The 26,169-nt window shown below is 68.0% G+C and carries 26 protein-coding genes and 1 other RNA gene; 9 read left to right on the forward strand and 18 right to left on the reverse strand.

The window, feature by feature from the left end; all coding sequences use genetic code 11:
- Positions 1-106 precede the first annotated feature (106 nt).
- Positions 107-439: RNase P RNA component (gene rnpB / locus C464_RS15615), an RNA gene on the forward strand.
- Positions 440-850: 411 nt separating this feature from the next.
- On the opposite strand, the gene htpX is transcribed toward rnpB, so the two are convergent.
- Positions 851-1,720, reverse strand: coding sequence for a zinc metalloprotease HtpX (htpX, locus tag C464_RS14535; RefSeq protein ID WP_006114513.1), 870 nt, complete (start codon positions 1,718-1,720; stop codon positions 851-853).
- Positions 1,721-1,861: 141 nt separating this feature from the next.
- Here htpX and C464_RS14540 point away from each other — a divergent pair, with 141 nt between their 5' ends.
- A complete protein-coding gene (locus C464_RS14540; RefSeq protein ID WP_006114514.1) occupies positions 1,862-2,800 on the forward strand; it encodes an NAD-dependent epimerase/dehydratase family protein in 939 nt (312 codons plus the stop codon).
- A gap of 38 nt (positions 2,801-2,838) precedes the next feature.
- Here C464_RS14540 and flaJ read toward each other — a convergent pair whose 3' ends face one another.
- From flaJ to C464_RS14590, 10 genes are all read right to left on the reverse strand, one after another.
- The gene (gene flaJ, locus C464_RS14545) at positions 2,839-4,575 is read right to left on the reverse strand and encodes an archaellar assembly protein FlaJ (RefSeq protein WP_006114515.1); all 1,737 of its coding nucleotides are present in this window, start codon (positions 4,573-4,575) and stop codon (positions 2,839-2,841) included.
- A gap of 49 nt (positions 4,576-4,624) precedes the next feature.
- Entirely contained in the window at positions 4,625-6,298 is a 1,674-nt protein-coding gene (locus tag C464_RS14550; RefSeq protein ID WP_006114516.1) for a type II/IV secretion system ATPase subunit, read from the reverse strand.
- 68 nt (positions 6,299-6,366) lie between these two features.
- On the reverse strand, positions 6,367-7,116 hold the full coding sequence (locus C464_RS14555; protein ID WP_006114517.1) for an ATPase domain-containing protein: 750 nt from the start codon (positions 7,114-7,116) through the stop codon (positions 6,367-6,369).
- 1 nt (position 7,117) lies between these two features.
- Entirely contained in the window at positions 7,118-7,612 is a 495-nt protein-coding gene (locus C464_RS14560) for a flagellin (protein WP_006114518.1), read from the reverse strand.
- A complete protein-coding gene (locus C464_RS14565) occupies positions 7,613-8,089 on the reverse strand; it encodes a flagellin (RefSeq protein WP_006114519.1) in 477 nt (158 codons plus the stop codon). It lies immediately after the preceding gene.
- On the reverse strand, positions 8,079-10,034 hold the full coding sequence (locus tag C464_RS14570) for a FlaD/FlaE family flagellar protein (RefSeq protein WP_006114520.1): 1,956 nt from the start codon (positions 10,032-10,034) through the stop codon (positions 8,079-8,081). The genes C464_RS14565 and C464_RS14570 overlap by 11 nt, the downstream gene beginning before the upstream one ends.
- Before the next feature lie 146 nt (positions 10,035-10,180).
- Entirely contained in the window at positions 10,181-10,768 is a 588-nt protein-coding gene (locus tag C464_RS14575) for a chemotaxis protein CheD (RefSeq protein ID WP_006114521.1), read from the reverse strand.
- Entirely contained in the window at positions 10,765-11,955 is a 1,191-nt protein-coding gene (locus C464_RS14580; RefSeq protein ID WP_006114522.1) for a chemotaxis protein CheC, read from the reverse strand. The genes C464_RS14575 and C464_RS14580 overlap by 4 nt, the downstream gene beginning before the upstream one ends.
- Positions 11,955-12,311 carry a chemotaxis protein CheY gene (gene cheY / locus C464_RS14585; protein ID WP_004597560.1) on the reverse strand — a complete coding sequence of 119 codons (357 nt, stop codon included), beginning with the start codon at positions 12,309-12,311 and terminating at the stop codon, positions 11,955-11,957. Before cheY ends, C464_RS14580 begins: the two co-directional genes overlap by 1 nt.
- Before the next feature lie 210 nt (positions 12,312-12,521).
- Entirely contained in the window at positions 12,522-14,861 is a 2,340-nt protein-coding gene (locus C464_RS14590) for a BGTF surface domain-containing protein (RefSeq protein WP_006114523.1), read from the reverse strand.
- Between the two features lie 209 nt (positions 14,862-15,070).
- On the opposite strand from C464_RS14590, the gene C464_RS14595 reads away from it, so the two are divergent.
- Entirely contained in the window at positions 15,071-15,520 is a 450-nt protein-coding gene (locus C464_RS14595; protein ID WP_006114524.1) for a zinc ribbon domain-containing protein, read from the forward strand.
- Between the two features lie 36 nt (positions 15,521-15,556).
- Here the strand turns inward: C464_RS14595 and C464_RS14600 are convergent, their stop codons facing one another.
- The 5 genes from C464_RS14600 to C464_RS14620 form a co-directional block, all read right to left on the reverse strand.
- Positions 15,557-16,372, reverse strand: a complete 816-nt coding sequence (locus C464_RS14600; protein WP_006114525.1) for a DUF7500 family protein — start codon at positions 16,370-16,372, stop codon at positions 15,557-15,559.
- A gap of 84 nt (positions 16,373-16,456) precedes the next feature.
- Positions 16,457-17,110 carry an archaellin/type IV pilin N-terminal domain-containing protein gene (locus C464_RS14605; protein ID WP_006114526.1) on the reverse strand — a complete coding sequence of 218 codons (654 nt, stop codon included), beginning with the start codon at positions 17,108-17,110 and terminating at the stop codon, positions 16,457-16,459.
- A 2-nt stretch (positions 17,111-17,112) separates the two neighbouring features.
- Entirely contained in the window at positions 17,113-17,733 is a 621-nt protein-coding gene (locus C464_RS14610; protein ID WP_006114527.1) for an archaellin/type IV pilin N-terminal domain-containing protein, read from the reverse strand.
- A 316-nt stretch (positions 17,734-18,049) separates the two neighbouring features.
- Positions 18,050-18,634, reverse strand: a complete 585-nt coding sequence (locus C464_RS14615; protein ID WP_006114528.1) for an SHOCT domain-containing protein — start codon at positions 18,632-18,634, stop codon at positions 18,050-18,052.
- 241 nt (positions 18,635-18,875) lie between these two features.
- Positions 18,876-19,220 carry a hypothetical protein gene (locus C464_RS14620; protein ID WP_006114529.1) on the reverse strand — a complete coding sequence of 115 codons (345 nt, stop codon included), beginning with the start codon at positions 19,218-19,220 and terminating at the stop codon, positions 18,876-18,878.
- 186 nt (positions 19,221-19,406) lie between these two features.
- Here C464_RS14620 and C464_RS14625 point away from each other — a divergent pair, with 186 nt between their 5' ends.
- Entirely contained in the window at positions 19,407-19,745 is a 339-nt protein-coding gene (locus tag C464_RS14625; protein ID WP_004597591.1) for a helix-turn-helix domain-containing protein, read from the forward strand.
- A 19-nt stretch (positions 19,746-19,764) separates the two neighbouring features.
- Here C464_RS14625 and C464_RS14630 read toward each other — a convergent pair whose 3' ends face one another.
- On the reverse strand, positions 19,765-20,496 hold the full coding sequence (locus C464_RS14630; protein ID WP_006114530.1) for an RAD55 family ATPase: 732 nt from the start codon (positions 20,494-20,496) through the stop codon (positions 19,765-19,767).
- Between the two features lie 144 nt (positions 20,497-20,640).
- Between C464_RS14630 and C464_RS14635 the strand changes: the two genes are divergently transcribed.
- The 5 genes from C464_RS14635 (at position 20,641) to C464_RS14655 (ending at position 24,607) form a co-directional block, all read left to right on the forward strand.
- Positions 20,641-21,204, forward strand: coding sequence for a HalX domain-containing protein (locus C464_RS14635; RefSeq protein ID WP_006114531.1), 564 nt, complete (start codon positions 20,641-20,643; stop codon positions 21,202-21,204).
- 223 nt (positions 21,205-21,427) lie between these two features.
- Positions 21,428-22,354: a spondin domain-containing protein gene (locus C464_RS14640; RefSeq protein WP_006114532.1), complete on the forward strand. Its 927-nt coding sequence runs from the start codon at positions 21,428-21,430 to the stop codon at positions 22,352-22,354.
- Positions 22,355-22,357: 3 nt separating this feature from the next.
- Positions 22,358-23,944, forward strand: coding sequence for a molybdopterin-dependent oxidoreductase (locus tag C464_RS14645; protein ID WP_006114533.1), 1,587 nt, complete (start codon positions 22,358-22,360; stop codon positions 23,942-23,944).
- 85 nt (positions 23,945-24,029) lie between these two features.
- Complete coding sequence (locus tag C464_RS14650; protein WP_006114534.1) at positions 24,030-24,311, forward strand: winged helix-turn-helix domain-containing protein; 282 nt, start codon at positions 24,030-24,032, stop codon at positions 24,309-24,311.
- Positions 24,308-24,607: a hypothetical protein gene (locus tag C464_RS14655; protein WP_006114535.1), complete on the forward strand. Its 300-nt coding sequence runs from the start codon at positions 24,308-24,310 to the stop codon at positions 24,605-24,607. The genes C464_RS14650 and C464_RS14655 overlap by 4 nt, the downstream gene beginning before the upstream one ends.
- 63 nt (positions 24,608-24,670) lie before the next feature.
- On the opposite strand, the gene C464_RS14660 is transcribed toward C464_RS14655, so the two are convergent.
- Positions 24,671-26,089: a DHHA1 domain-containing protein gene (locus C464_RS14660; protein WP_006114536.1), complete on the reverse strand. Its 1,419-nt coding sequence runs from the start codon at positions 26,087-26,089 to the stop codon at positions 24,671-24,673.
- Positions 26,090-26,169 lie beyond the last annotated feature (80 nt).

The raw sequence follows: 26,169 nt of genomic DNA on the forward strand, positions 1-26,169 counted from the left end.
ACTTGAACGCTTCCCTTGTGGCACCGCTCTCGCGGCGCTCGCGCCGTCTCGGCCGAGAGGCGGCCGACCGAACCGCTTATTCGCCGGCGGGCGCAACGACGGACCGGACAGAGGGAGCCCGACTCCCGTGCCTCTGGCATGAGGAAAGTCCCCCCACCGGCCGGACAGGCGACCGGGCACACGCCCGGAGTCGGAGACGGCTGGCTCTGGAACAGCAACGACACCCCCCGCCCCGACCGATGATCCGTGCGAACCGACCCGCAAGGGAAGGGAGTTAACCCGGAGAGGGTGCGTGGATTTCCCACGCCACGGACGGGCGGGAACGGATGGAACGGCGAATCCTCGCCGGTGCAAGTCCGCGCCACAAGGTAGTCCGGCCGCGGCGCGGACGCTCAGCCGAATGTCGGGACGAACCGAAGGGGGCTTACTCCCCTCAGTCCGCTCGCACCGACCAGCGGCGCGACCGTCCCGCGATTATTTGTGACTGAACGAGAGGCGGTGGCGCGTGCCTGCGAGGCCGCCCCGCGGCCGAGCCGCACGCGCGAGGGAGTCGCTGGCGGCTGACGCCGCCAGCGACAGGACGAGAGCGAAGCTCTCGCTTGAAACCGGACGTAGTCCGGTGACGAGGCTGGGGAGGCGTGGGGTGCGGCCACGGTGTGGGGTGGGACTCGAAGGGGCAGCCGCGAGGCGGACAGAGGCGACGTAAGCACCGCAGGAGCGAGTGAAACGAGCGACAAGGAGCGCAGCGAGCGTCTGTCCGCCTCGCGGCTGGGGCTTCGGCGGTGTTCGTGGTCAAGCCGCGGTCAGCGGCTTACGGGCTACCCATAAAATCCGGTAATCAGATTCCGTATCAGGCCGTCTCCATCTCTTTTTCCAGCTCGCGGAGCCGCTCGATGCGGTTCTCCGTCGAGGGGTGCGTCGAGGCGATCTTGCCGACGAAGCCGGCCTTGATCGGGATGATGAAGAACGCGTTCATCTCCGCCTCCTCGCGGAGGTCCTCCTTGGGAACCTTGTCCATCCGGCCGTCGATGGTCATCAGCGCCGAGGCGAGCGCGCCGGGCTTCCCGGTGATGAGCGCCGCGCCGCGGTCGGCGGAGTACTCGCGGTACCGCGAGAGCGCCCGGATGAGCAGGAACGAGACGACCCAGACGACGAGCGACACGAGGATCGCCACGATGACGGGCGCGCCCTGCCGGTTGTCGCCGCCGAGCAGCCACCCCCACCGCACGATGAAGAAGGCGATCGTCGAGAGGAACGACGCGATGGTCATCACCATCACGTCGCGGTTCTTCACGTGGGCGAGCTCGTGGGCGAGCACGCCGTCGAGCTCGTCCTCGTCGAGGCTCTCCAAGAGTCCGGTCGTCACCGCGACGGTCGCGTTCTTCTTGTTCCGGCCGGTCGCGAACGCGTTCGGGACGCGGGTGTTCGCGACCGCGACCGTCGGCTTCGGCAGGTCGGCCTGCTGGCTCAGGCGCTCGATCCGGCGGTGGAGGTCCGGGTACTCGTCGGGGTCGACCTCGCGGGCGCCCATGCTGCGCAGCGCGAGCTTGTCGCTGAAGAAGTACTGCGCGACCGCGAACCCGCCGAGCATGATCAGCGGGAAGAGGAAGTCGCCGAAGTACACCGTCAGGGCTCCGACGAACACGACGTAGAGGGCGAACAGGAGGAACATCGTGAACGCCATCCGTCCACGCAACCCCCAGTCTGTCTTCCAGTCCATGCCATTGAGTTACCGTTCGGCGCGTTAAAGCCTGCCGGAGCGGGAAGGCGTGGTCGTCGATCGACGGTCCGGACCGACGGCGGATCCCGTCGCGAACGCGGCGAGCAACGACCTTTTGCCCGCGCTGCGCGAGGCGTCCGCATGGACACCGTTCTCGTCACCGGCGGCCGGGGCGCGTCCGGGCGCTGGGTCGTCGACCGCCTCGCCGGCGACTACGAGGTCGTCGTCGTCGACTACGACCATCCCGGGCTCGGCGTCGACCCCGCGCCGCACGTCTCGTTCCGCGCTGCCGACCTCGCCGAGCGCGACCAAGCGCTCGACGTCGTCGCCGCCGTCGACCCCGACGCGGTGGTCCACTGGGCGGCGATCCCCGTCGCCGGCACGCACCCGGAGGGGCGGGTGTTCGAGACGAACGCGCTCGCCGCGAAACACGTCCTCGACGCCGCGGGGCGGGCCGAGGCCCCGGTCGTTCAGGCCTCCAGCGACGGCGCGTACGGCTTCTTCTTCGCCGACCCGACGCCGTTCCCGGACGAGCTGCCGGTCACCGAGGCCCACCCGCTCCGCCCGGAGGACCCGTACGGGCTCTCGAAGGTGACGGCGGAGGCGGCGGCGGGCGCGGCCGCGCGCCGCCACGGCGTTCCCGCGGTCTCGGTCCGGCCCTCGTGGATCCAGTACCCCGGCGCGTACGCCTGTCGCGCGGACGACTACGTGACCGACCTCGCCGCGGGCGCGGGCAACTTCTGGTCGTACGTCGACGTCCGCGACGTCGCCGACCTCGTCGCGGCCGCGCTCGCGGACCTCCTCGGAGAGCGTCCGACCGTCGCGCCCGGCGCCCACGAGGCGGTCAACTGCGTCGCGGCCGACAACGCGCTCGGTCGTCCGCTGCTCGAACTCCTGCGCGAGTCGTACGGCGAGGTCCCCGACGGCTGCGCGGTCGACGAGAGCGCGCTGGCCGAGGGCGACGACCGCGGCGCGTACGCGGTCGCGAAGGCGGAGCGGCTGTTCGGGTGGACGCCGTCGCGGTCGTGGCGCGACGCGGCCGACGAGGCGGTCGCCGAGCCGACGCTGTTCGAGGGGTGACCGGGGTCGGGTCCGAGGGAGACGCAACGAGTCCGCCGTCAGATCGACAGGATCGCGTTGACGAGCGTCCGCGTCGCGATGGCGGTCACGGAGCCGAGCCACGTCAGAAGGACGAAGTGGATGTAGCCGTTCGCGGGGTTGCCGCCGTCGATCCGGCGGATCATCTGCGAGGAGAGCGCCGCGTTGAACAGCACGACGGTGAGGAGGAGGTACTCGATGAGCGGGATGTCGTAGGCGCCGGGGTAGACGATCTGGGCCATGTCCATCTGTTCGAGGCCGAAGTCAGCGGTCAGGTCCGCCAGGATCGCGACGACCTCCAGCCCGATGAAGAAGGCGAACGTCGCCGCCGCGGTGATCCCGTACAGCAGCCCGATGAACGTCATCGCCGCCTGCCGGCGCTGCTCGCGGAGCTGGTTGACGGCGTTCATGTTCTTCGAGATCAGCTCGCCGAGCATCTTCGGGTCGCCGCCCATCCGCCGGCCGACGAGGTACATCTCGGAGAACTTCTGGATGAGGTACGAGCGCGTGTCGCGCGTGAACGCCCGCCACGCGCCCTCCGTGCTGATCCGCATGTTGAGCCGGCGGTAGAGCCGCTCGATGGAGTCGGAGAGCTCGCCGAAGTTCTTGTCGCGCAGCGTCGTCAACACGTCGGTGGTCGTCGACTGCTTCGCGCTCTCGGTCGCCCCCAGCGCGCGCACGAACGACGGGAACTCGCCGTCGCGGGCGGTGATCGCCTGCTCCTCGCTCCGGAGGACGACGCCGGTGACGATGAGCGGCGAGATGGGGACCGCGAGGTACAGCGGCAGCCGGACGTCGTCGATGAAGAAGAGCAGGCCGGGCAGCCCGGGCCCGTATCCGAACATCCCGGCGGCCGTGATCCCGATGAGGAGGAACGAGAGCGCGCCGCCGCCGATCAGCGACCCCCACAGCTTGAGGTCGCCCGGGGCCCGCTCCTCGGGGTGGTACCAGATCGGGTCGTACGGCGAGGTCGCGCGGATCATCGCGTAGAAGCCGAGCTGGACGAAGACGAACAGCACGATGACGGCCGCGACCGTCGCGGTCGGGTCGTTGCCGGTGAGGATCGGGAGGACGACGGCGAAGACGAGGGCGAACGTCATCGAGAGGATCATCGACATGTAGAGGTCCTTCATCACCTCCAGGTTCGAGAGCGCGGACTCGTAGCGGGTCTCGTACTGCGCGAGCATGACGTCCTGCTCGGAGACGAGGAACTCCTCTAACGACTGCCCCGCGCCCATCGTGTAGCCGAGGCGGTCGAAGAAGTCGGCCATCGCGTCGGAGGGGACCTCCTGCGCGCGCCGGCGACACGCGTCGTCGAGGCTCTGGTTCCACGTGTCGACGAGGTGGACGACGCGACCGATCTCCTCGGCGGCGACGCCGTACTCCTCCTCTTTCGCCAGCGTCCGGAACACCTCCATCCGGTCGATGTTCGTCGTCGACAGCACCGTCATGTGCGTCATCACGAGGTGTAGCTGGTTGTCGATCTTCGTCTCCAGGCCGGAGAGGTAGATCTTCGGGTAGATGACGGCCGCGAACAGCACGAGCCCGCCGAACATCGGGATCGGAACCCGGGCGGCGAAGGGGAGCGGCAGCGCGACCAGCCCGACGACGCTGCCGAGGAAGACGAACACGGCCGGCACCAACACGAGGCCGACGTACTTCCCCTTGGAGATATCGAGCTGCTCGTACGACTCCATGACCTCGGCGGTCAGCTTGGCGGCCGTCGCGAGCCCGTCGCCCATCTGTTTCACGGCCATCGTCAGTGCCCCTCCGTCCCCATCGCGGGTGAGTCGCTCCCGAGCATCGTCACATCGTGTTCCGGTGCATGTCGAAGGGGAGCCCCTCGACGCCGTCGCGCTGGAAGGAGTTGATCGCGTCGTTCACCTCGTGGTAGCCCAGGATTCCCTCCTGGATCATCCGCTCGATCAGCTCCGCGCGGAAGTCGAGGTCGTCGTAGATGTCGCGGGTGTCGGCGTAGCCGAGCAGCGTCGCGATCTGCTCTTCTAACACGTAGGAGTTGTTCATCCCCTGGAAGACGATATCGTCTTCCACGGGGTCCCAGCTGAACACCTCCCGGGTGACGACCCCCTCCATCTCCTTGGAGTACCCCTCGATCTCCTGGACGCTCGTCACGCGGCGCAGGACGTCATCGCCCTGTTTCACGCGGTTCTGGAACAGCGCCACGTCGGCGTTGTCCATGAACGTCTCCGGGACGTTGATCGGCTCGGAGGGGAACCGCTGGATCATCGAGACGATGTCGGACGCGTGGAACGTCAGCATGACCGGGTGGCCGGTCTGGGCCGCCTGGAACGCCATGCGCCCCTCCGCGCCGCGGACCTCGCCCACGATGATGTAGTCGGGGCGCGACCGCAGCGCGGCCGCGACCAGGTCGAACATGTCGACGTCGGTGGACCCCTCGTCGCCGCCCTCGCGGGTCAGCAGCTGCTGCCAGGTGTTGTGCGGCGGAATGACCTCCGCGGTGTCCTCCGCGGTGTAGATCTTCGAGTCGTCGGGGATGTACGAGAGGATGGCGTTCAGCGTCGTCGTCTTCCCGGACGCCGTCTCTCCGACCACGAACACCGTCTGTTCGTTCTCTAGACAGAGCCAGAGGTACGCCGCCAACTGCGGCGAGAGCGTCCCCCAATTGGTGATCTGGTTGATGGACAGCGGCACCTCGTCGCCCTGCCGGATCGTGAGCGAGGAGCCCTTCAGCGACACGTCGTCGGAGTAGATGATGTTGATACGCGACCCGTCGGGCAGGGTGGAGTCGACGATCGGGTCGGAGTCGGAGAGGGGGTCGCCCATCCGCTCGCCCATGTTTCGCAGCCAGTTGTCGAACTCCTGGGGCGTGCCGAAGTCGACGGTCGTCTCCAGCATGCCGTACGTGCCGTGGTCGACGTGACACTCCTTGGGACCGATGACGTGGATGTCCTCGTTGGCCGGGTCGCGCATGATCGGTTCGAGGGGCCCGAGCCCGACGATGTCGCGGTTGAGCCGGTATCGGATGTTCTCGTACGTCTCCTCCGTGACGGAGAGTTTCCCCATGTTCAGGACCTTCGAGAGGTTGCCTCGCAGTCCGCCGTTCTGCTCGTCGATGTGCGTGACCTCCTCTAACAGTTCCTCGATCAGATCGTCGTACTCGGCCTCGTTCTCCGGTGCGGTGTGCTGGCCGCTCACGGTGAGGAGCCGGTTTTTCACCTCGTTGAGGATCTTCGCCTGCGAACCGGAGAGCTCCGGCTCGATGGCGTAGTACTTCGTGTCCTGTCCGAGGTCGCCGTAGATGTGGCTGTAGATGGGGCCGCCGACCGGGTAGATGACGTTCGGCCGGTTGGACTCGTACTCGTCTTTCGGCTCCTCGATGAACTGGGGGAACTCCCCCGTGATCTGTTTGAACTCGCGGAGGTGCTCCCGGAGGTGGGGCCGTCGCATGGCGGCCTTGCGGAGCTCTTCTGACGGTTGGGCGGTGCCGTGTTCGGTCATCTCTCACTCCGTGTCGGGGTAGTCGCGGTCCGGCCGTCCGGACCGACTGTGCGTCGGCGGGGCATGCGTTAGGCGACGCTCCGGCTCTCGATGACGATTCCGGTTCCGGAACGCACCGAGAACCCGATCGTGTCGCCGACCTGTTCGCCCATGCCCGCGAACCGCTTCACGTTGATCTGCCGGCGGATGTCGTTGCCGACCTCGATCATCTCCAGTTCGAGGAACACGTCGGCGATGGAGCGGAACGGCCCGATCGCCTCGTCGTCGACCGCCGAGGGGTCGACCGTGAGCACCACCACCTTCCCCTGCGAGATGATCTCGCGGAAGAAGGAGATGATCTCCAGGGCGGCCTGCCGCTCCTCGTTCTTCCGGACGAGGGCCTCGAACGTGGGGTCGTTCCGGAAGATGGCGTCGAACGTGTCGAGGAAGACGACGTCGGAGTTCCACATCGCCTCGGCGTTCATCAGGCGCTTGAGCAGCTCCTTGCGCTCGCCGTCGCCGTCGGAGAACGCGCCCCCGGAGTCGAAGTCGGCGTGGAGGAAGAGCAGCTCCTCCTGGAGGAGCGGCTTCACCATGTCGTACTCCAGCGAGTGCATCTGGTCGATGAACCCGCGGACGGTGAGCTCCGTCGACATCATCGTCACCGACGCGCCCTCTTCGACGAGCCCGTAGGCGAACCGCTGGGAGATGGCGCTCTTGCCGGCCCCGTAGTCGCCCTCCATGAGAACGATGCTGCCGCGGGGGACGCCGCCGCCCAGCTCCTTGTTGAGTCGGTCCCGCTCGCCGAGCCCCAGGGAGAGGAGGTTGTCGTGGGGCATCTCAGTTACCCCCCTCCACGCGGAACTGGAACAGCTCCTCGTCTCCGTTCACCGAGAGGAACACCCGGTGGTCGCCGTCGGCGAGGCCGCTGTCCCCGTCGATCTGGTTGGTGTCGATCGTGAGCCGGAGCACGTCGCCGCGGCTCCACGCGTTCGCGCCGTCGACGGAGACGATCTCTCCCGAGGTCGCGTTCGGCCGGACGTACGCGCCGTCGAAGACGACGTCGAGGTCGGAGCCGTCGGGAGCCAACCGGTACGTGCCGGTGTTCTTTATCAGCAGCGTCACGTTCTGATTACCGCTCGCGTTGTACACCCCCGCGCTCGGGTCGGAGATGATCGTCACGTCGGTCCGGAGCTGTTCCGTCGCGTCGAGGCCCGCGTCGTCGACGGCCGCGCTCACCCGGTCGACGCCCGTGGTGATCGTGCCGACGACGCCGGCGGCGATGACCAGGCTCGCGATGAACAGGATGAGGTGCGAGACGGGGACGCTGGCCATCTACGCGCCCACCTCCGTCACGGTGGCGGCGTCGCGGACGCCGGACTCGACGACGAGGACCACGCGGGTCTCGCCGCCGACGATGTCGGTCTCCACGGCGGCGTCGTCGACCGTGACCGACAGCGTCTCGTCACCCAGCCAGAGCGCGGTGTCGGCGTCGCCGTCGACGGTCGTGGCAGCGTTCGAACCCCCGACGTCGACGTACTCGTTGCCGACGACGAGCGTCGCGTCGTCGGCGACGAGCCCGATCGACCCCTCGTTGGTGGCGTTGATCGTGAGGTTGCCGGTCCCGGCGTCGTAGGTCGCGTTCGTCACCGCGAAGTCGGTGTTCTGCCGTTCGAGCGCGCGCTCGTTGATGCCGTGTTGCGCGTCGGAGACGCGGTCGAGCCCGTTGGCCGCCACGGGGTAGAACGTCGTGAACGCGAAGAACAGCCCCGCGACGATGATGGCCGTGGACGCGGAGACGCTAACGCCCATCTCCCCACCCTCCGTCGGCCGGATCGGCGCGGTCGGAACGGGGATTCGGGTCGTTCATCGGTCGCGTGGAGCCGTTCCGGTCGCGCCGGTCGTCGCGGTGGCCGTTGTCGTGGCGGGACGCGTCCGCCTCGGGCGTCGCGTCGCCGCGCTCCGTCGCGTCGTGGTCCGCACCGTTCGTTCGCCGTTCGCGTCCGTCGGGCGCGTCGCGGCGACCGGACGAGTCGTGGCCGTTCCGGCTCGGCTCGGGTCGGTCGCGCCGACCGTTCCGGCCGTTCCGACCCGCGTCCGCGCGCCCGCCGCGACGGCCGCCGCGGCGACCGCGGACGGGCCCGCCGCCGACGATCGAGCCGCCGGCGAGGTCGTCCCAGCGGTCGAGGAGGACGGTGTGGCTGCTGGTCCCGTTGAGCTGGGTCACGTACCGCAGGCTGCGGGTGTGGTGCTCGCGGACGAGCCGGTCGGTGCCCGGTCGGTCGACGAGGTTGCGGTCGATCGTGCCGAACCCGGAGAGGAAGTCCCGGAGCCGCGCGGCGGCGTCGGGACCGATCCACTCGATCCGCTCGTAGTAGTTGATGGCGCGCACCGCGTCGGTGACGTCGCTCTCGGAGACGAGAAACTCCAGCCACTCCATCACGAGGAGGTCGCCGACGTAGTCGCCGGGGAGCTCCGTGAGGTACGGCTTGCCGCGGCCGCTGCCCCCCGAGAGGTCGTCCTCGCCGACGTACTCGAAGCCGCCGGCGGCCTCTGCTGGGTCCCCGCCGGCCCGCCGGTCGGGGGCGGGCTCCGGGTCGACCGCGCTCGCCGGCTCCGGATCGACCGCACCCGTCGGCTCTGGGTCCGCGGGTTCGTCGAAGCCGACGCCGTCGTCCTCGACGCCGCCGAGGTCGTCGTCCCCGAAGCCGTCGCCCGCGTCGCCGAGCGAGTCAGTTTCGTCTGCGGGGTCGTCGAACGAGTCTTCCCCGTCCTCGAACGGGTCGTCGTCCGCGGCGTCGTCGCCCTCCTCGGCCCAGTCGGCCTCCCCGGAGTCGTACTCTTCTTTCAGTTCGCTGAAGCTCTTTCCGTCGTCGTTCATATCGTCTCCGTCGTCCGCCGTTTCGGTCTCGGACGCGGCGTCGTCCGTGCTGTCGTCGTCCAGTTCCTCGAAGTCGTCGTCGAGGTCGTCGAAGCCGCCGTCGTCGAGATCCTCGTCGAGGTCGTCGAAGCCGTCGTCGTCGAGGTCCTCGTCGAGGTCGTCGAAACCGTCGTCGTCGCTCTCGAACTCGTCCGCCTCCGCGTCGTCCTCCTCGTCGAGGAGGTCGTCGTCGAAGAAGCCGTCCGCGTCGGCGTTCGCGACGTCCTCGTCGAGGTCCTCCTCCTCGCCGCCGTCCTCGTCGTCGAAGATGCCGAACGACCCCTCGCCGCCGCCGGCGACGCTGTCGAAGCCGCCGGAGTCGTCGACGAAGGGGTTGATGCCGCGGGTGACCATCTCGTAGATGTCGAGGAGGTTGCGGACGTCCTCCTCGATGTCGTCGACGGCGTTCGAGATCTCCTCGTTCTCAGAGCGGACCGTCGAGACGGTCGAGGAGAGCGACGCGACCTCGTTTTCGAGCTCGTCGAGCCGGTTTTCGAGTTCGTCGGTGGCCGCGCCGCCGCCGCCACCGCCGCCACCGCCGTCGTCGAACTCGTCGTCCCACTCGTCCATGCCGTCGAAGTCGTCGAAGCCGTCGCCGCCGCCACCGCCGCCCATGCCGCCGCCCATCCCTCCGCCGCCCATGTCGCCGCCACCCATGTCGCCGCCGCCCATGTCGCCGCCGAAGGGATCGTTATCGCCGTCCATACCACCGGAACCGTCGTCGTCGGATCCGTCGTCGTCGAGGAACCTGTCGAGGACGCTCGCACCGACGAGCCCCAGCGTGGCGACTGCCCAGGCGGCGGTTGGAGCTCCCCACACCGGTAGTTCGAGGCCCATTACCGTGTACGACCCGCAGAACACACTTCAATTCACCCCTCAAAATATCAACCGTGAGAAAACACGTCACGGGACGGCGATCGGCCGCGGTCGAGTCGGGGCGAGAGAGCCGGGCGGCGAAGGCCTCTCCCGGAGAGCGACGGGCGTCAGATAGCCCGTTCGAAGCCGTCTGCGGCGCGGACGACGAGTCGACCGTCCGGGTCGAACCTGACCGTCCGCCCCACCGTGTCGCCGACGTCGCTGGCGACGATCGGGACGCCGGCGCGGTCGAGCACCTCGCCGACCCGCTCGACGTTTCGCGGGCCGACCGCGTCGGTGAGGTCGAGCATCTCGGCCCCGCCGGCGACGCGCGCCTCCAAGCGGCGGGGGTCCGCGCCGGCGTCGTCGAGCGCGCCGATCAGCGAGTCGATGCCGGTGTCGACGTACTTCGCGGGCCGCGAGGCGGCGGTCGTCCGCCCCTCGCCCGCGGGCAGCATGGCGTGGAGGAGTCCGCGGACGCCCGCTCGCTCGTCGACGAGCGCGACCGCGACGCAGGAGCCGAGCCCGCTGGTCGTCAGCGTCGACTCGTCCGTCGTGACGGCGAGTTCGCCCACGCCGACCTTGATGCGTCCGCGGTCGTCCGCACCCGGGCCGCCGGTGACGGCGGCGGGATCGGCGTCGTCGACCGCGTCCCCGTCGCTCTCCGCCGGTTTCGCCGAGTCGTCCGGTCGGTCGTCGGAGAGCGAGCGGGTCACGACTCCGAGAGTCGGTCGAGGGCCCGGGCCAGTTCGCGCTCGTCGGGGAGCGCGTACACGTCACAGCGCGCCTGAATCCCCTCCGTCTGTATCGCGGTGTCGATCACGAAGCCGTAGTCCTGTCGCTCGCTGAGCTTCGCGACGAGCGGACTGATCGTCGACGCGCCGATGTCGTGGACGAACTCCGGCGGCGAGTGGGTGATGGTCGTGCCGAGCACGTTGGCCCACCCGTCGATGAACCCGCTCGTCATCACGTTACCGAGCTCGCAGAGCGCGTTCTCCGCCATGTCGCCGAGCGGCTCGTCCGTCTCCATCGGGAGCATCGCGTCGGCGACCGCCGCCGCCGAGGACTCCTCGAAGAGGATGGCGAGGTAGCCGCTCGGTTCGCCCTGAAGCTCGAACACCGTCCCCGCGTGGGGCTCGGTGCCGACCTCCGCGGGAACGTCCGCGAGCGGCACGAACCGGAGCCGGCTCACGTCGACGCTCGTCTCCAGCCCGGTCATCATCGCGATGTTGTCGGCGGCGTTGGCCGACCCGCGCTTCGCGAGCGACGAGAACGTCGACAGCGACTCGTAGGGCACCGCCGTGCTCGTCGTGCCGCCGTCCGCCTCGCCGCCGGCCGTCACTGCGGGCGCGGTCTTCCCGACGATGAGGTCGCGGAAGGGGCCCGAGTCGGGCAGCATGTAGATGGAGAAGTCGAGGTCGGTCGTCGTCGCGTCGAGGCGGCTCTCGAAGAGGAACACGCCGTCGCCGGCGAGCGCGCCGTCCGGCAGCACCGCCGCGCCGTCGGCCTCAAAGTAGCGCGGCGGCGACATGTCGATCGCCTTGCCGAGGTAGTTCGCCCACCCGTCGAGGAAGCCGCCGAGCGCGATGTTGCCGACCTCCGTCACCGCGCTGCGCCCCATCGACTGCCCGCCGGGGAGCAGCGAGAGCAGGGCGTCGGCGTTGACGGCGTCGAACGCGAGGACCGCCTCGCCGTCCAGCCCGCCCCGGAGGCCGACGCTCACGCCGATCGACTCCCGGCCCGCGAACGACTCCGCGAGGTCCTCGCCGCTGGCGACGCTCGCGCCCGTCACCTCCACCGCCAAGTCGGTCCCGGTCAGGTCCGAGAGCGCGCCGGCGGCCTGTTTCGCCCCCCGCTCCGCGAGGCGGTTACAGGCGCCCAGCGCGCGGACGTCGACGCGCATTATACCGCCGATCCGATGGCGTCGAGCACGTTCGGCTTCTGGAACGGCTTCGTGATGTACCCCTCCGCGCCCGCCTTGATGGCCGCCTTCATCTTCTCCTCCTGCCCGACGCTGGTACACATGATCACCGTCGCGTCGGGGTTCTCCTCGAGGATCTCGGTCGTCGCCTCGATCCCGTCGCGGATCGGCATCACGATGTCCATCATCACGAGGTCCGGGCCGTGCTCTTCGTACATGTTGACCGCCTCCACGCCGTTCTCCGCCTCCCCGACGATCTCGAACTCGCCTTCGAGGATCTCCCGGAGGAGGTTCCGCATGAACTCCGAGTCGTCGGCGATGAGTACCCGCGTAGCCATTGTTGTCTGAAGCGGGGGAAAGCGAACACTTAATCGCTCCCCCGCGGTTCTCAGCTCTGAGAATGGCGCGACGGGACGGCGAACCGGGTGAACGGTCGAAATGAGGTCCGCGTGGCGGCCGGAGAAGGCTTGGAGAAGTGAGTGGTCAGCGAAAGGCACCGTCGACGAGAATCGGGAACCGTCCTAGGCGCGTCCTAGGTGACCGAGAGATTAGACCCAGTGCCCGAGAAGGTGGACGGCCCCGACAAGGATGGTCCCACCGAACGCCTCGCGCGTCCCGAACGGAAGCGGAAGCATGCCCACACTTTGAGACGCGCCACCGTCCGGCGTCTCGTTGGCGGGCGCGTCGTCGTTTGTCGTCCCGTTGGACGCTCCCTCCTCGTCGGAGCCCTCGTCAGTGTCAGACGTGTTGCCGGTGTCCGCTCCCGACTCGTCCTCGTCGGACGTCTCATTCCCCGTGTCACTGTTATTTTCTCCGTCCTCGCTTGCTCCGCCGCTGTCGGAATCGGACGTTTCGTCGTCGATCGTCGTCTTGGCCGGGTCGGCCTCGACGACGAGGGTGCCACTGTGAGTGTCACCGTCGAGTCGAAGCGTGAAGGGGTACGTGCCGGGGTCGAGGTCGGCAGTCACGGAGCCGAACCCGTACGTTCGGGACTCGTCCGGCGCGAGCTTGACCCCCCACGAGCCGATGACGCTCCTGTTGTCAACGGTGAGGTTGAGCTCGCCCTCACCTTTGATACCGCCAGCGTTGCGCGTCGTTGCGCGGATCGACGATAGGTTCGCGCCTTCGGAAACGGTGACGTTCTCGGGGGCGTCCTCAATCACCAGCTCGTCTGGGTTGCCGATGTCGCTGACGACGATAGCCGTCCGACTGTCCTGAAGTGCTACCCCATGATATAGTTCGTAGTTCAATCGGGTGCCGGGCTTGGTCCCGTTGAGGTCAGCATTAACCGAAAAGTTTCCTTCAGAGACGTTGAGCGATGTTTGTGTCCTGAAGGGGGTATCGCTGGCATCGTTTACGAACGTCGCTGATAGTTCAGGGACAGATAGTAGCGATGTCGATCCGGTGATACGCCCATCTCCAGCCTCAACGAGTATCTCCCCGTCGTCAGTGACGTGATCGTACCGAACGTATCGCTCACGGACGGTGAACGAAGTCTCAACTCGTGCCGTGCTATCCGCCGCCTCCCAATACGGGAACTGTGCTGGGGCGTCGTCGACCGCGTCGAACGCAGCCGGCGGCTCAGCGCTGTCTGCGAATGAGTACCGCTGTCCCTCTACGCCTTCCAGTGCGAGTTCGACGGCAAATTCGTCACCTGGTTCGGGGTTATGTGTGAACGCCCCTTCGTCGCTCGTATCAATCACGAGGTAGAACCGCCCTGGTGCGTCAGGTGTCTCCAGTGCCGTCGCGTCCGCTGTGAAGAGTTTCACGTCGTTCGAGTCGGCGTACGAGAGGTCGAGTTCCGACCGCTTCTCGTTTCCACTAAGATTGGTCTGTCGGACCTGGAGCGACACCCCTTCTTCCGCCGTCAGGAGGTCAGCTAGCACTCGGTGGTCGACCGCCTGGCCGGCCTCGATCGGCTCCGTTGAGCGCTTCGCCGCAAAGTGCGAGAGTGCGCCCCAGATGCCGGTTGACTCGAACCCGAGGACGATCCGGTTTCCCTTCGTCACCGCGGTTCGGTCGAGTCTGTTGGCCCGAATCACATCGAGCGAGTTGGCCTTGTCGTCGTCGAGAGCGCTCGGGTCGGGGGTGGTGAACACCCCAATCTCATCCCGGAGCTGCGGCTTCTTTAGCACGAGGTCGGCCTGGTCCGCGCTCTTGCTCGGCGTCACTACGCCAGCGTCGTCCACGACGAACGTTCCGTTGGTGATCGCGAGCCGGTAGCGCTGCGGGACCAGCGGCCGGGCTAGTCCACCCGCGCCGGTTGCGCTCGGGAGCCCGCTGAGGTTTTTGGCGACGGTGTCTCCATCCTCGTCGATAAACTCCAAGTTACATGACGTGTTCTCGCGACCACAACTATCCACGTTAGTGGCGTCAGTGCCGATCGTCCGGGTGTTGATCGTCGTCTCGCTTGACCCCGAAATCTTAATAACATCCACAAAATCGACAGGCTCGCCGGTGTCGCTGAGTCGGTTGCCGCCGACGAGGAGGTACACATCCCCGTCCAAGTTGTCGGCGGTATAGCGTATCCTGACCGGGTCGCCCGCGACGCCGGTGTACGTCGGCCGAGAGAAGCCGCCGCTGACTTCGGGACGGTCGTTGGGACCGGCCGAGCCGGAGGGGTCGATCGCGGTGGTCTCAGATGCTCCGGCGTCGACGGACGGAGCGGAGGGACCGGGCGACACGCCGGTCACGGCCGGAGCAGTCGCGACGACACCGCCGATCGCGATGATGAGCGTTAGCCCGATCACGCTCACCTGGAACGCCGACAGTTCGGGTAGCGTCAGCCGGCGTCGCTGGTCTACGTCGGAAACAGCCGTGCGGTCGCTGCTGGTGTCCGTCGAGCGGGTCGTGGCGGTGTCGGTGGTGTCGTCGTGTTCCATCGTCATGAGGGCGTGTTCGACGGGGGCGGACCGGACCGCGGCCCGCGGTCTATTAAACATGGTTCGGCAAGTCACCGACTAAAGAGTACCCACCTGATTATCAGGACATGTAACTAGAGACGAGGCGAGCATGCCAAAAATCCGAGAATCGCCCGACTCGAGCGGAGTCCTCGGTCCGAAGAATTAAGCCCGGTCGCCACCCGATACATGCCAAGATGCCATCGTGTCCCCGCTGTGACGCTCCGGTCGGCGAAGAGGCGCGGTACTGCGCGCAGTGCGGTGCCCCGCAGACGGAGGACGCGGCCGAGGAGCTGGACGAGTACGTTCAGCGGCAGGCGGAGCAGGTCGCCGGCAGCGGGGGTGGCGGATCGGGAGGGACCGAGTCGAGCGCGAGCGACGCGTTCCCGTCGACCGAGGACCTGACCGACCGCGAACAGCTCTGGCGGCGGGGGTCGTACGTCCTCGGGTACGGGACGATCGTCGTCGCACTCACGCGAGTGCCGGCCGCAGAGTCGTGGCCACTGCTCCTCGGGGGGATCGCGATCCTCCCGCCGATCCGACGGCTCACCGCCGAGCCGCTCGGCAGCCCGCTGAAACGGGAGGTGATGGCGGGGATCTACGCGGTGTTCGCGCTGATCGGTATCGCGCTGTTCGTTCTGTTATAATCGAGACGAGCCGTTCGACGAGGCGTTCCCGCCGGATCAATCGATCCGGAAGCCGCCCGCGTCCTCGGCGGCGCGCACCAAGTCGCCGATGCTGTCGCTCGCGGAGAGCCCCTGGCTCGCCGCAAACCGCTTGATCATCACCGGCGGGAGGTCGACGGTGGTCTCCGAGGCCGCGAGCAGCAGGCCGATCGCCTCCGGCGTCGGCGAACTCGGGCCGGCGTTCGACGCGAACCACGAGACGAGCGTGTCAAACGTCGCCGTCACGTCGTTCGATACCATTCGCTGGCGGGTGGTGTCGCCGTTCGCGTGGAGCGTCGCGTCGATGCCGTAGTCGAAGCCGTCACCGTCGAAGGAGTTCGCCAGCCACCGGCTCACCGCCTGGCGGTCGACAGTGTTCCCACCGGTCTCGGTCCCGGATCGCTGTAACCCACTACCGCGCGCGCCGCTCGGCGGGGGTTGGCCGCCGCCAGACGATCGGCCGCCGCCGCGTTCGCGCCCCGCGGCGTGGTCGCCGCCGGGCTGCCCGCCCGCAGCGCCGCCTCTCGACGGCTGCTCGTTCGCGGGGGGGCCGCGCTCGCCGACGCCGGGGCTGGCCGCGCTCGCACGAGGGTCGTCGCCCGCAGGGCGACGCTCGTCGGGGTTCGCCGGGTCGGCCGCGGTGAAGCCGGAGTCGTCCTCGGGCGGCGCGCGGCGCTGGCCGCGAGACCGCCGGACGTTGGGGCGGCCGTTCGTCCCGACGACGTAGCGACCCTCCCCGATCTCGACGACGCTCTCGTCGTCGGTGAAGTCGAGCTCGTCCGGATCGGCCGGCATCGCGTCCGCGTCGTTCGCCGGCGGATCGTGGTCACTCATGAGTCGTGGTAGCGCACGCCGTAAAATAGGTGTTGCGGGCGGCCGAGCCGCCAACGTTGTGGTTACCGCGCTGTTCGAGGCCCGTTAGAGCCGAACCGCTTCGCCTGTCTTGCTGAACAGGTCAGGAGCGGTCAGGTCGACGGAGGTCGTCGCGCCGGACGGCGAAACAATGTCAAGCGACGAGGTGTCGCTTTCACCGAACGTGGTGGATTCACCGGTGACACCGAAGGGATCCTGTTCAGGATTGAATACGAGCGTGAACGAGTTGCTCGAGTTGAGCACAGCCTCCGATGACTGAACGAAGTCGCCGGAACTGTTCTCTACGGCGAACTCACCGTCATCAATGGCAGTCGCCGACTCACCGGCACTCCGGTCCAGATCGAAGGTGAGTGTCGCTTGGCCGTTCGGACCGACTGCTTGAATCGTTGTTTTGTTTAGATCGATCTGGTCAGCTCCTGCGGCACCAGAGACACCAACACGGATCGAGGTGAGATTCTCAGGGTTTCCGTCACCCGCGCTCGATTCGACGATACCCACAGTGCTTGTCACGTCGATCCGCTCGGAGACGAGGTCGGTACTTTCCTGACCGGTTGCTTCTGCTTGGGACTGAAGGAACCCGGCCGTGTTGATCAGGACGCCAGCGGCAATCGCTGCCACCAGCACCATCGCGATGAACACGATGAGAGTCCCGATTCCAACTTGGCCGCGGTTTTCCTCACTTGATATTTTTTCGAACATTTTTACAGCCTCACGGAGCTCTGGTCACTGGTAAGCGTCGTCGGGACGCGGATTTCTTTCGTCGTCGAGGCACCCGATGCCGTGGTGAAAGTGACGGTGAGGTCTTCGCCCGGATCGAGCGCACCGTAGTTGTCGAAATCCCCACCGGTTGTATCGGAATTACTCAGGTCGTTCGAACTAACGTTCAGGTAAATAGCAGCACGGTCGCTGTTATCAGTGAGAACATTGTTTTCAACATCCAAGATGCTACTTGTTGTAAGATCCGAGACCTGTGTGCTATTCTGGCCCTGATCACCGATGATTTGTATCGTAGTCTCGTCTAAATCAACGTTTCCAGCACCCGGCGCCTTGGCGACGACAAATGTGACATTGTCAACCACAAAATTTCCCGTTGATGATCCAGTCTCAGTCACATTCCCGGAGGTACTCACAACCTGAATCCGGTCAGAGACCTGACTTGTACTTTCTTCGCCCGTTGCTTCTGCCTGCGTCTGAAGGAACCCGGCGGTGTTGATCAGGACGCCGGCGGCGATCGCTGCCACCAGCACCATCGCGATGAACACGATGAGGGTCCCGATCCCCACTTGACCGCGCTCTTCTTCGTCCAGTATGGTTTCGAACATTGGTTGTGTTGCGTTGGCCCCCGGCCTTCCCGGCGGGCGTTATCGTTCACGATGGGGATTTCCTACTTAAGATCACGTACCCGGTTATTCAGATTGATAAAGTACTCAAGTCGTGCGGTTTTCGGGTTGTTTTGAGAGGATTAGTTACAGAATATATCAACGATATCGCCGAGCGGCTATCAGATCTGGATCCGTCACGGAGCGCGGATACCGAGGGGTCTGCGTCACGAATTCGGTGTGCGGACGAGTGGCTACCCGATCGAGAGGGAAACCGTTCGGCGGTGACGCGGAGTGCGGCGAGAGATAGGGGAGAGACTCAGCGCTCGCGGGCGGGCGAGACGGATTCGGTCGGCTCGGAGCGGTCGACCTCGGAGCGGTCGCGGTCGTCGGTGGCGGCCAGCAGTCGGTCGAGCCGGCGCTCGAACTCCGCGTCGGTGATCTCGCCCTCGACGTAGCGATGCTTGAGCCGCTCGACCGGGGACGCGGTCGCCTCGCGGTCCGTGTCCGCCCGTGACGCGCGGTCCGCGGCGATTCGGTCGGCGAGGTAGCCGCCGAGCGCGCCGCTGCCGACGACGTACGCCGCGCCGACGAGCGTGAGCGCGAGGACGCCGACGGTCGCCGCGGGCGACACCGCGGCGGCGACCCAGACCGCGAAGAACGTCAGCGGCAGCGACAGCAGCGCGACCAGCGCGCCCGTCGCCGCGCCGATCTGCGGGCCACGGGCGGTCGCGGACTCGTCGGTCCAGCTCGCCACGCCGGCTCCGACCGCGGGCGCGATCAAGCCGATGACGGGCAGGACGCTCACGAGCACCGTGACCCCGGCTCCGACGCCGGCGCGCGCGGCGAGGTCCGAGAGGCGAGCGACGGTCGAGCGACCGCCTGAGGGGTCGGCGTGGCTCATCGGCGGCGAGCTGAACGGGACGGCGATGGGGCGGGTCGGTGCGTTCCGGGAGCGAGCCGCGAGCGCGGCGTCGCTCGCCCGTCTCGGCAGCGGTCTAACATGGAAGAATCTACGAGACGCGCGCGCAAAAGCGCGTCGGGGGTGGGGGTTGTGGCGGGGGTGGTTCGGTGGTCATGACCCAGACGTGAACGCTCCGAGAGGGGCCGTGTCGGCTCGCCGGCTCAGGACGCCCGTCGGGGTGTCAGTCGCCGCGGTCGCGCAGCCGCGACAGCTCCGACTCCGGGATCACGAACTCCTGCGTGCCGGGTTCGTAGACGGCGAGGCTACCGGCGACGAGCGCCATCGACGCCGCGAGCAGGCCGCTGTTGATCAAGAGCAGCCCCTCGGCGTTGGCGAAGCCGGTCCAGAAAGCGGCCGCGGGGGTCGCCACCGCCGCGACGACGACGAGTCCGAATCCGACCGCCAGATACGCCATCGCCGTGCGACCGGACGACCGGTACGCCGCGATCGCGAACGCGACGAGCGTCGCGCTCGCGCCGGCCACCACGGTGGTCGTCATCAGGTACAACCCCTCGATGAGCTCCATACCCACTCTGTACGAACAGCGGTCATAAACCCACGGGAGCGGGTATCAGCGGCGATAACACGACGCGATCGCACGGCGTCCGAAACGGAGGCTGGACCCGGGTCTAACGCCGGACTGGGGGGATTCGTCGAGACACGCAATCACCGGTACTCTTATAATACATAAAAATCAATCTCGATAACGTGAATGGTGGGGGACGATCTGATCACCGTACTCGGTAACAAATACAACACTGACATCCTGACGGCGACGGGCGACGCGAAGTCGGCGCAGGACCTCAGCGACCAGTTGGACGTCCCGATCGCCACGTGTTATCGACGGATCAACGAACTGGAGGAGGCGGACCTCCTCGAACTCCACGACCGCCCGCTCTCGGACGAACATCGGCGCGTGAAGGTGTACCGCCGGAAGGTCGACGGGGTCGAGGTCGACTTCCGCGATGGTCTCACCGTCGAGGTGGAGGAGCGGTCGGCGGTGAAGAACCGCCTCGACGACGTCTGGCGCGACCTCTCGTCGCGCGAGTAGTCGAAGCCTCGTCGGCGTCTCAGAAGGACGGCTGGTCGTCGGAGCCGCCCATCATCGAGAAGCCGCCGGCGCGCTCGTGGACGGTGATACCCCCCTGTCCGATCTCCATCGGGAAGATGTCGGTGTCGATGTCCTGTTTCCGCATCTTCGCCACCCAGACGTAACGGTTGACGCCGGAGTCGGTCGGCGTCTGAATGAAGTAGATGTTCCCGTCGGTGAGGAAGTTCTCCAACCCCACCTCGGTGTCGGGGAAGACGGCTCCCTGCTCGTTGATGAGCAGCGAGGTGAGCCCGTTCGCCTTGAGGATGTCGGAGAACTTCAGCAGGTAGGTGCGCTTCTCCTGTTCGGCGTCGAAGAAGAGCTGGAACATCGACAGCGAGTCGAGCACGAGGCGGTCGAAGTCGCCGTCCTCGACGGTGTCGAGGAGGCGATCGACCGCGGTCGAGAAGTCGGTCTCGCGGAGCATCTCGCGTTTGTCCAAGATGACGATGTCGCCGTCGTCGACCATCTCGTCGAACCCCTCGAAGCCGACGGACTCGGCCGCGCCGCGGATGTCGGCCTCGTCCTCCTCGAAGGAGACGTACACGCCGCGCTCGTCGTGTTCGGAGACGCCGTGATGGAGGTACTGGATGCCGAAGATGCTCTTTCCGGTGCCCGGGTTGCCGGAGACGAGGACCGTCGACCGCTGGGTGATGCCGCCGGTGAGAATGGAGTCGAGCCCCTCGACCCCGGTGGAGACGAGTTCTGACATTCGTCTTCCCCTTGGCAGTCGGAGTATATAAAAGACGGTTCAGTACATCGGGCGAACGGACGCCGACAGTTTTATCTCTCGACACACCCCCCGTTCGTGTATGCCCGGTGAAGCGTGCCCGGTCGCTCCCGGCGGTGGTCGACGGTGAGCGATCCGTCGATACTCGTCGTGGAGGACGAGCCAGACATCGCGGCGCTGTACGCCGGCTTCCTCGAGGAGCGGTACACCGTCGACGTCGCCGAGACCGCCGCCGAGGCGATCGACCGGGTCGACCCCGGTCTCGACGTGGTGCTCCTCGACCGCCGACTCCCCGACGGGAGCGGCGACGACGTCTTGGAACACATCCGCGAGGCGGAGTACGACTGCCGCGTGGCCATGGTCACCGCGGTCGAACCCGACTTCGACATCATCGACATGGGGTTCGACCTCTACCTCACCAAGCCGGTGAGCCGCTCGAAGCTGCTCGCCGCCATCGACACGCTCCTGACCCGCAGCGAGTACGACGACCTCGTCCAAGAGGCCGCCGCGCTCGCCAGCAAGCGCGCCGTGTTGAGTTCGCAGAAGCCGGCCGCCCAGCGCGAGGGCAACGAGGCGTACGCCGAACTCGTCGAGCGGCTGGAGGACTTGGACGCCGACATCGACGACCTCGGCGAGTCGCTGTCGACCGACGACTACCGCGCGATGTTCCGCGACCTCGGCGAGGCCTGAGACGCCGACCGTTTTCCGCCGCTCGCTCGACACCGTCGAGTCGGCCTGACGCCACGCTCACCGACGCCGAGCGCCGCTGTCCGCACCGGTAGCGACCGATCGCGGAACCCGTCGACCGCGTTCGGATCCCGAACGAAGTTTGAACGGATCCTGCCCCCACTCCGCACGGAATTTGTCCAGTAGTTGAAAAATCTATATCCCCGTCATCGCCCTCGTCGAGAACATGACGCACCGAGACACGCGGCGGCGGTTCCTGGCGGCGAGCGGCGGACTCGTGACGCTGGCGCTGGCCGGTTGCCTGAGTGACGGCGGGAGCGACGGTCAGACGGGTGACGAGGACGGGATGGACGGCGACGACGAGATGGGAGGAAATGACAGTATGAGCGGTGACGACGGGACGGACGGCGACGACGGGATGGACGAGGATAACGAGACGGACGACGACGGGATGGCGGAGTCGGCCACCGTTCGGGTCCGGATCGAGAACGTCGCGCCAGCGGACTTCTATTCGTCGGACGGGCCGACGAACGGCGCGATCTGGATCACGCCCGGCGCGTACGCCGTCCACGGTGGGCAAAACCCGATCTACGAGCTCGGCGAGCCGGCCTCGATCGGCCTCGAAGCGCTCGCGGAGGCGGGGCCGCCGACCGGCTTCGAGGGGGAGGACGGACTCGTCGACGAGCTCGAGGCAACGTCGGGCGTCGACCACTCGGGAGCGTACACGCCGGCGGACACCGTCGCGGACCCGAACGATCCGACCGGCGAGGTCCCGGGAGCGCCGCCGATCGCGCCCGGCGGCGCGTTCGAGTTCGAGGTCGACGTCTCGCCCGGCCACCGGCTCTCCTTCGCGTCGATGTTCGTCCCCTCGAACGACGCGTTCGTCTCGACGGACGAGGCAGGGATCGAGCTCTGGCCCGAAGGCGGCGACCCGGTCGACGGCGACGTCACCGACGCCGTGATGCTGTTCGACGCGGGGACGGAGCCGAACGCCGAACCGCCCGGAGCCGGCCCCGACCAGGCCCCCGCGCAGGACGCCCCCGACCAGGGCCCGGGGGAGGACGGCGTCGTGCGCCGACTGGGCGAGGTCGACGACGGCCACGAGTACCCGGCGGTCGGGGACGTAGTTCAAGTGACCGTAACACCCACGTAGAGCATGATCAACGATATCAACCGCCGAGACGCGCTCCTCGCGGCGGCGGCCGGGGCGGCCGCGGTCGCGGGGTCGTACCTCGTGACGGGGTGGACCCCGTCGTTCGTCGTGCGGCCGATCGACCAGGCCATCGTCAACCTGACGCCCGGACCCGTCGTGAGGTTCGCGATCACGACGTTCGGCACTGCCGGCCACCTGATCCACATCGCCATGGCGGTCGCGGCCGTCGTCGGGCTGTTCGGCGCGGTCGCGTTCGCGGGCCTTCGGCTCGCCGCCCGCACCGACCGTCGGGCGACCGCGGTGGCCGTCGCCGGCGGCGGGACGTGGCTCCTCGCGGCGGCGCTGACCGGTATCTCGATCGGCGCGCTGGGCGCGGCGCTCCCCGCGGCGGCGGTCGTCGGGATCGGTTGGTTGCCCGCGTGGGCCGACCGACCGACCGCCGACGGCCCCGGTTCGCCGTCCCCGTCGGAGTCTGATCCGGACGACGCCTCCGACGTGTCTGCGGAGAGGGTCTCCGGGGGAGCGAGTCGGCTCCCCGCGGGTTTCGACGCGGTTCGCCGCCGGACGCTCGGCGTCGTCGCGGGGGCGCTCGGGTTCGTCGTCGCGGCGGCCGGCGGCCGGCGGCTGTTCGTCGGGGTCGACGACCCGCTCGCCGACGCGCCGCGCTCCGAGGGCGCCGCCGCCCGGCTCCAAGAGCTCGACACGGCCGGGCTCGCGTTCGAGAGCGAGGACCTCCACGACATGGTGAGTCCGATCGGGGAGTTCTACAACGTCGACATCGCGGAGTTCGACCCGGAGGTCACCGCGGCCGAGTGGTCGCTGACGTTCACCGGGGAGACCGAGACCGACCGGACGGTCACCTTCGACGAACTGATCGACCGGCCGGTCGAACACCGCGCGATCACGCTGCGGTGCGTCGGCGAGGACCTGAACGGGCGGCAGCTGGACAACGCCGTCTGGACGGGGACGCCGATCCGCCCGCTCCTCGAGTCCGTCGACCCGCAGGGCGAGTGCGACTGCGCGATGCTGCGCGGGGAGGACGGCTACTACGTCCAGTTCCCGGTCGACGTGCTCGCCGAGGGGTTCCTCGCGTGGGGGATGAACGGGAAGGAGCTCCCCTCCGGGCACGGACATCCGGTGCGGGTGCTGATCCCGGGTCACTGGGGCGAGACGAACGTGAAGTGGCTCTCGGAGATCGAGCTCCTCAGCGTCGAGGACGACGGTTACTGGGAGGAGCGCGGCTGGGAGGGGACCGGCGAGGTGAACACGATCGCCAAGCTCTGGGACGAGGGGATCACCGAACTCGACGACGGGCGGGTCGAACTGGCCGGCCACGCCTACGCCGGGACGCGCGGAGTCGAGCGCGTCGAGGTGTCGACCGACGGCGGCGACTCGTGGACCGACGCCGCCCTCTCCGCCCCGCTGCCCGACGCGGACGTCTGGCGGCAGTGGCGGCACGTCTTCGAGCCGGACGGGGAACACGAGGTCGTCGTCCGCGCCACCGACGGGACGGGGACGCTCCAGTCGAGCGAGGAGTCGGGCTCCGTCCCAAGCGGCGCGTCGGGATGGGTCCGTCGGACCGTCGGCTGACGCGGTCCTCGCGGCCCGAGCACCGCGGGGGACCCACCCGGGACGAAACGACTTTCACCGCCTGCTAGACACACCAGTACGTCAGATGGAGAAGGCCCTGTGGTACCTGTTCGTCGCGAGCCGCGGTGGCGCCAACAGGGTCCGGATCGTCCGGCGGCTCCGCGACCGCCCCCGGAACGCGAACGAGCTCGCGGAGGCGCTGGACGTCGACTACAACACGATCACACACCACCTCGACATGCTGAAAGACCACGACGTCGTCGAGCCGAGCGACCACGACTACGGGAAGCTGTACTTCCTGACCGACCGCTTCGAGCGCCACGCGGAGACGTTCGAGGAGATCGCCGCGGAGGTGGACGCCGAATGAACCCCGCGTCGCCGACCGGGGTCGCCGTGCTGATCGCGGTCGTCAACAGCGCGCTGTTAGCGGTGCTGGCGGAGGTCTGGCTCCGCAACTACCGCGAGTTCGGGTCGACGCTGCTGCTCGGGCTGGTCGGGTTCAGCGGCGTCCTGCTGGTCGAGAACCTAGTCTCGATCGCCTTCTTCTTCGCGAGCATGCGGACGCTGTACGCGATGGACCCGCTCGTGGGCCGGGTGGTGCTCGCGATGAGCGTGCTGGAGCTGCTGGCGGTGTCGCTTTTGACCTACGCGACGGTCCGGTGACCGAGGCGGCGGGGCGGCGACCGGGGCCGCCGCGTCGGCGCGGGCGAGGGAGACGGAGACGACTCACGAGAGCTGGTCGTCGACGATCCGGTCGGCCTCGGCGAGGAACGCGTCGCGCTGCTCGATCGGGATCGTCGCGCCCGCGGCCACGTCGTGACCGCCGCCGTCGCCGCCGACCGACCGACTCGCCTCGCGCATCACCGCGGAGAGGTCGAGTCCGCGCCGGACGAGGGCGTGCGAGCCGCGCGAGGACACCTTCAGTTCCTCGGCGCTCTCCTCGGCGAAGGCGATCACGGGCTTCGAGCGATCGACCGCGGGCGAGCCGACCGCCATCCCGGCGACGATGCCGACGATGGTCTCGCGGATGCGCGACCCGGCGTCGAACCACTGGAGGTGCTCCTCGTGGGTGACGCCCTCCGTCTTGACCCACTGGAGCCCCTCGGAGAGGTTCTTGCGGTGGGTGCGGAGGAGCCGCCGGGCCTCCGCGAGCGCGTCCCCGCGGTCGCCGAGACACACCGCGAGCCCGACGTCGCCGCGCTCGTAGCGCGCGGTCGCGTTGAGCAGGGTGGAGAACTCGCTGACGTCGCGGAGTTCGGTGCCCGGCTTCTCGTCGACGAGGGTGTAAGCGGTGCCGACGAGCGATTCGATCCGGTCGGCCGGGACGCCGGAGGCGACCGCGCGGCGCATCAGCGCGGAGGCGAGCCGCTGGCGCTCCCCGGCGTCGAGGTCGACCCAGCGCCGCCACTCGCCGTCGCGTTTCGCGTCGACGTCGACGTCCCCGAGGAAGGAGATGGCCCCGGCCTCGTCGTTGGTGATCCCCGGGATGCGGACGTCGGAGGCGTACTCTAGGAACTTCGGGAGCGGGCGGGTCTGTCTGCCGTACAGGTCGAGGTCGGTCCGCGCGTCGAGCACGCCCGCGTCGACGCCGTCGGCGACGATCGACTCGTTCGCGCCGACGAGGCCGTCCGTCGAGTCCTGCATGTCGCCGACCGCCCCGACGACGGCGAGCCCGGCGAGGTCGCGGTTGTCGCCGTCGGGGCCCTCAAGCGCGCGGGCGAGGAGGTAGCTCGCGCCGGCGCCCGACAGCTCGCTCGCGCCGTCGATCCCCTCGAGGAGGGGGTTGAGGTGGTACCGCGTGTCGCTGTCGGCGGGCTGGTGGTGGTCGGCGACGACGGGGACGAAGTCGCCGCGGGCCTCGTGGTCGGCGATGACGTCGAGCTGGCCGGAGCCGAAGTCGGTGAAGCAGACGACGTCGAACTCCCGGGCGGCGATCCCGGCGATCGAGTCGGCGTCCAGCTGCTTCTCGAAGACGACCTCGTGGTCGATACCGGCCCGGGCGAACGCGGTGGACGCGATCGCGGCGCTCGTGATCCCGTCGGCGTCGATGTGGGAGGCGAGCAGCACCCGGTCGGCCTCGCGCAGGCGGTCGGCGCAGTCGGTCGCGCGGGCGGCGAGGTCGGGAACAGGGGCGGCGACTGCCATTACCACCGTTTGGCTCCCGATCGGGCATAAACGCACGCTTCGGGCGGAGCGGCCGGGAAGGGGGCATCAATTGCCGTAAC

This window comes from Halorubrum coriense DSM 10284, assembly GCF_000337035.1.
Lineage (GTDB): Archaea > Halobacteriota > Halobacteria > Halobacteriales > Haloferacaceae > Halorubrum > Halorubrum coriense.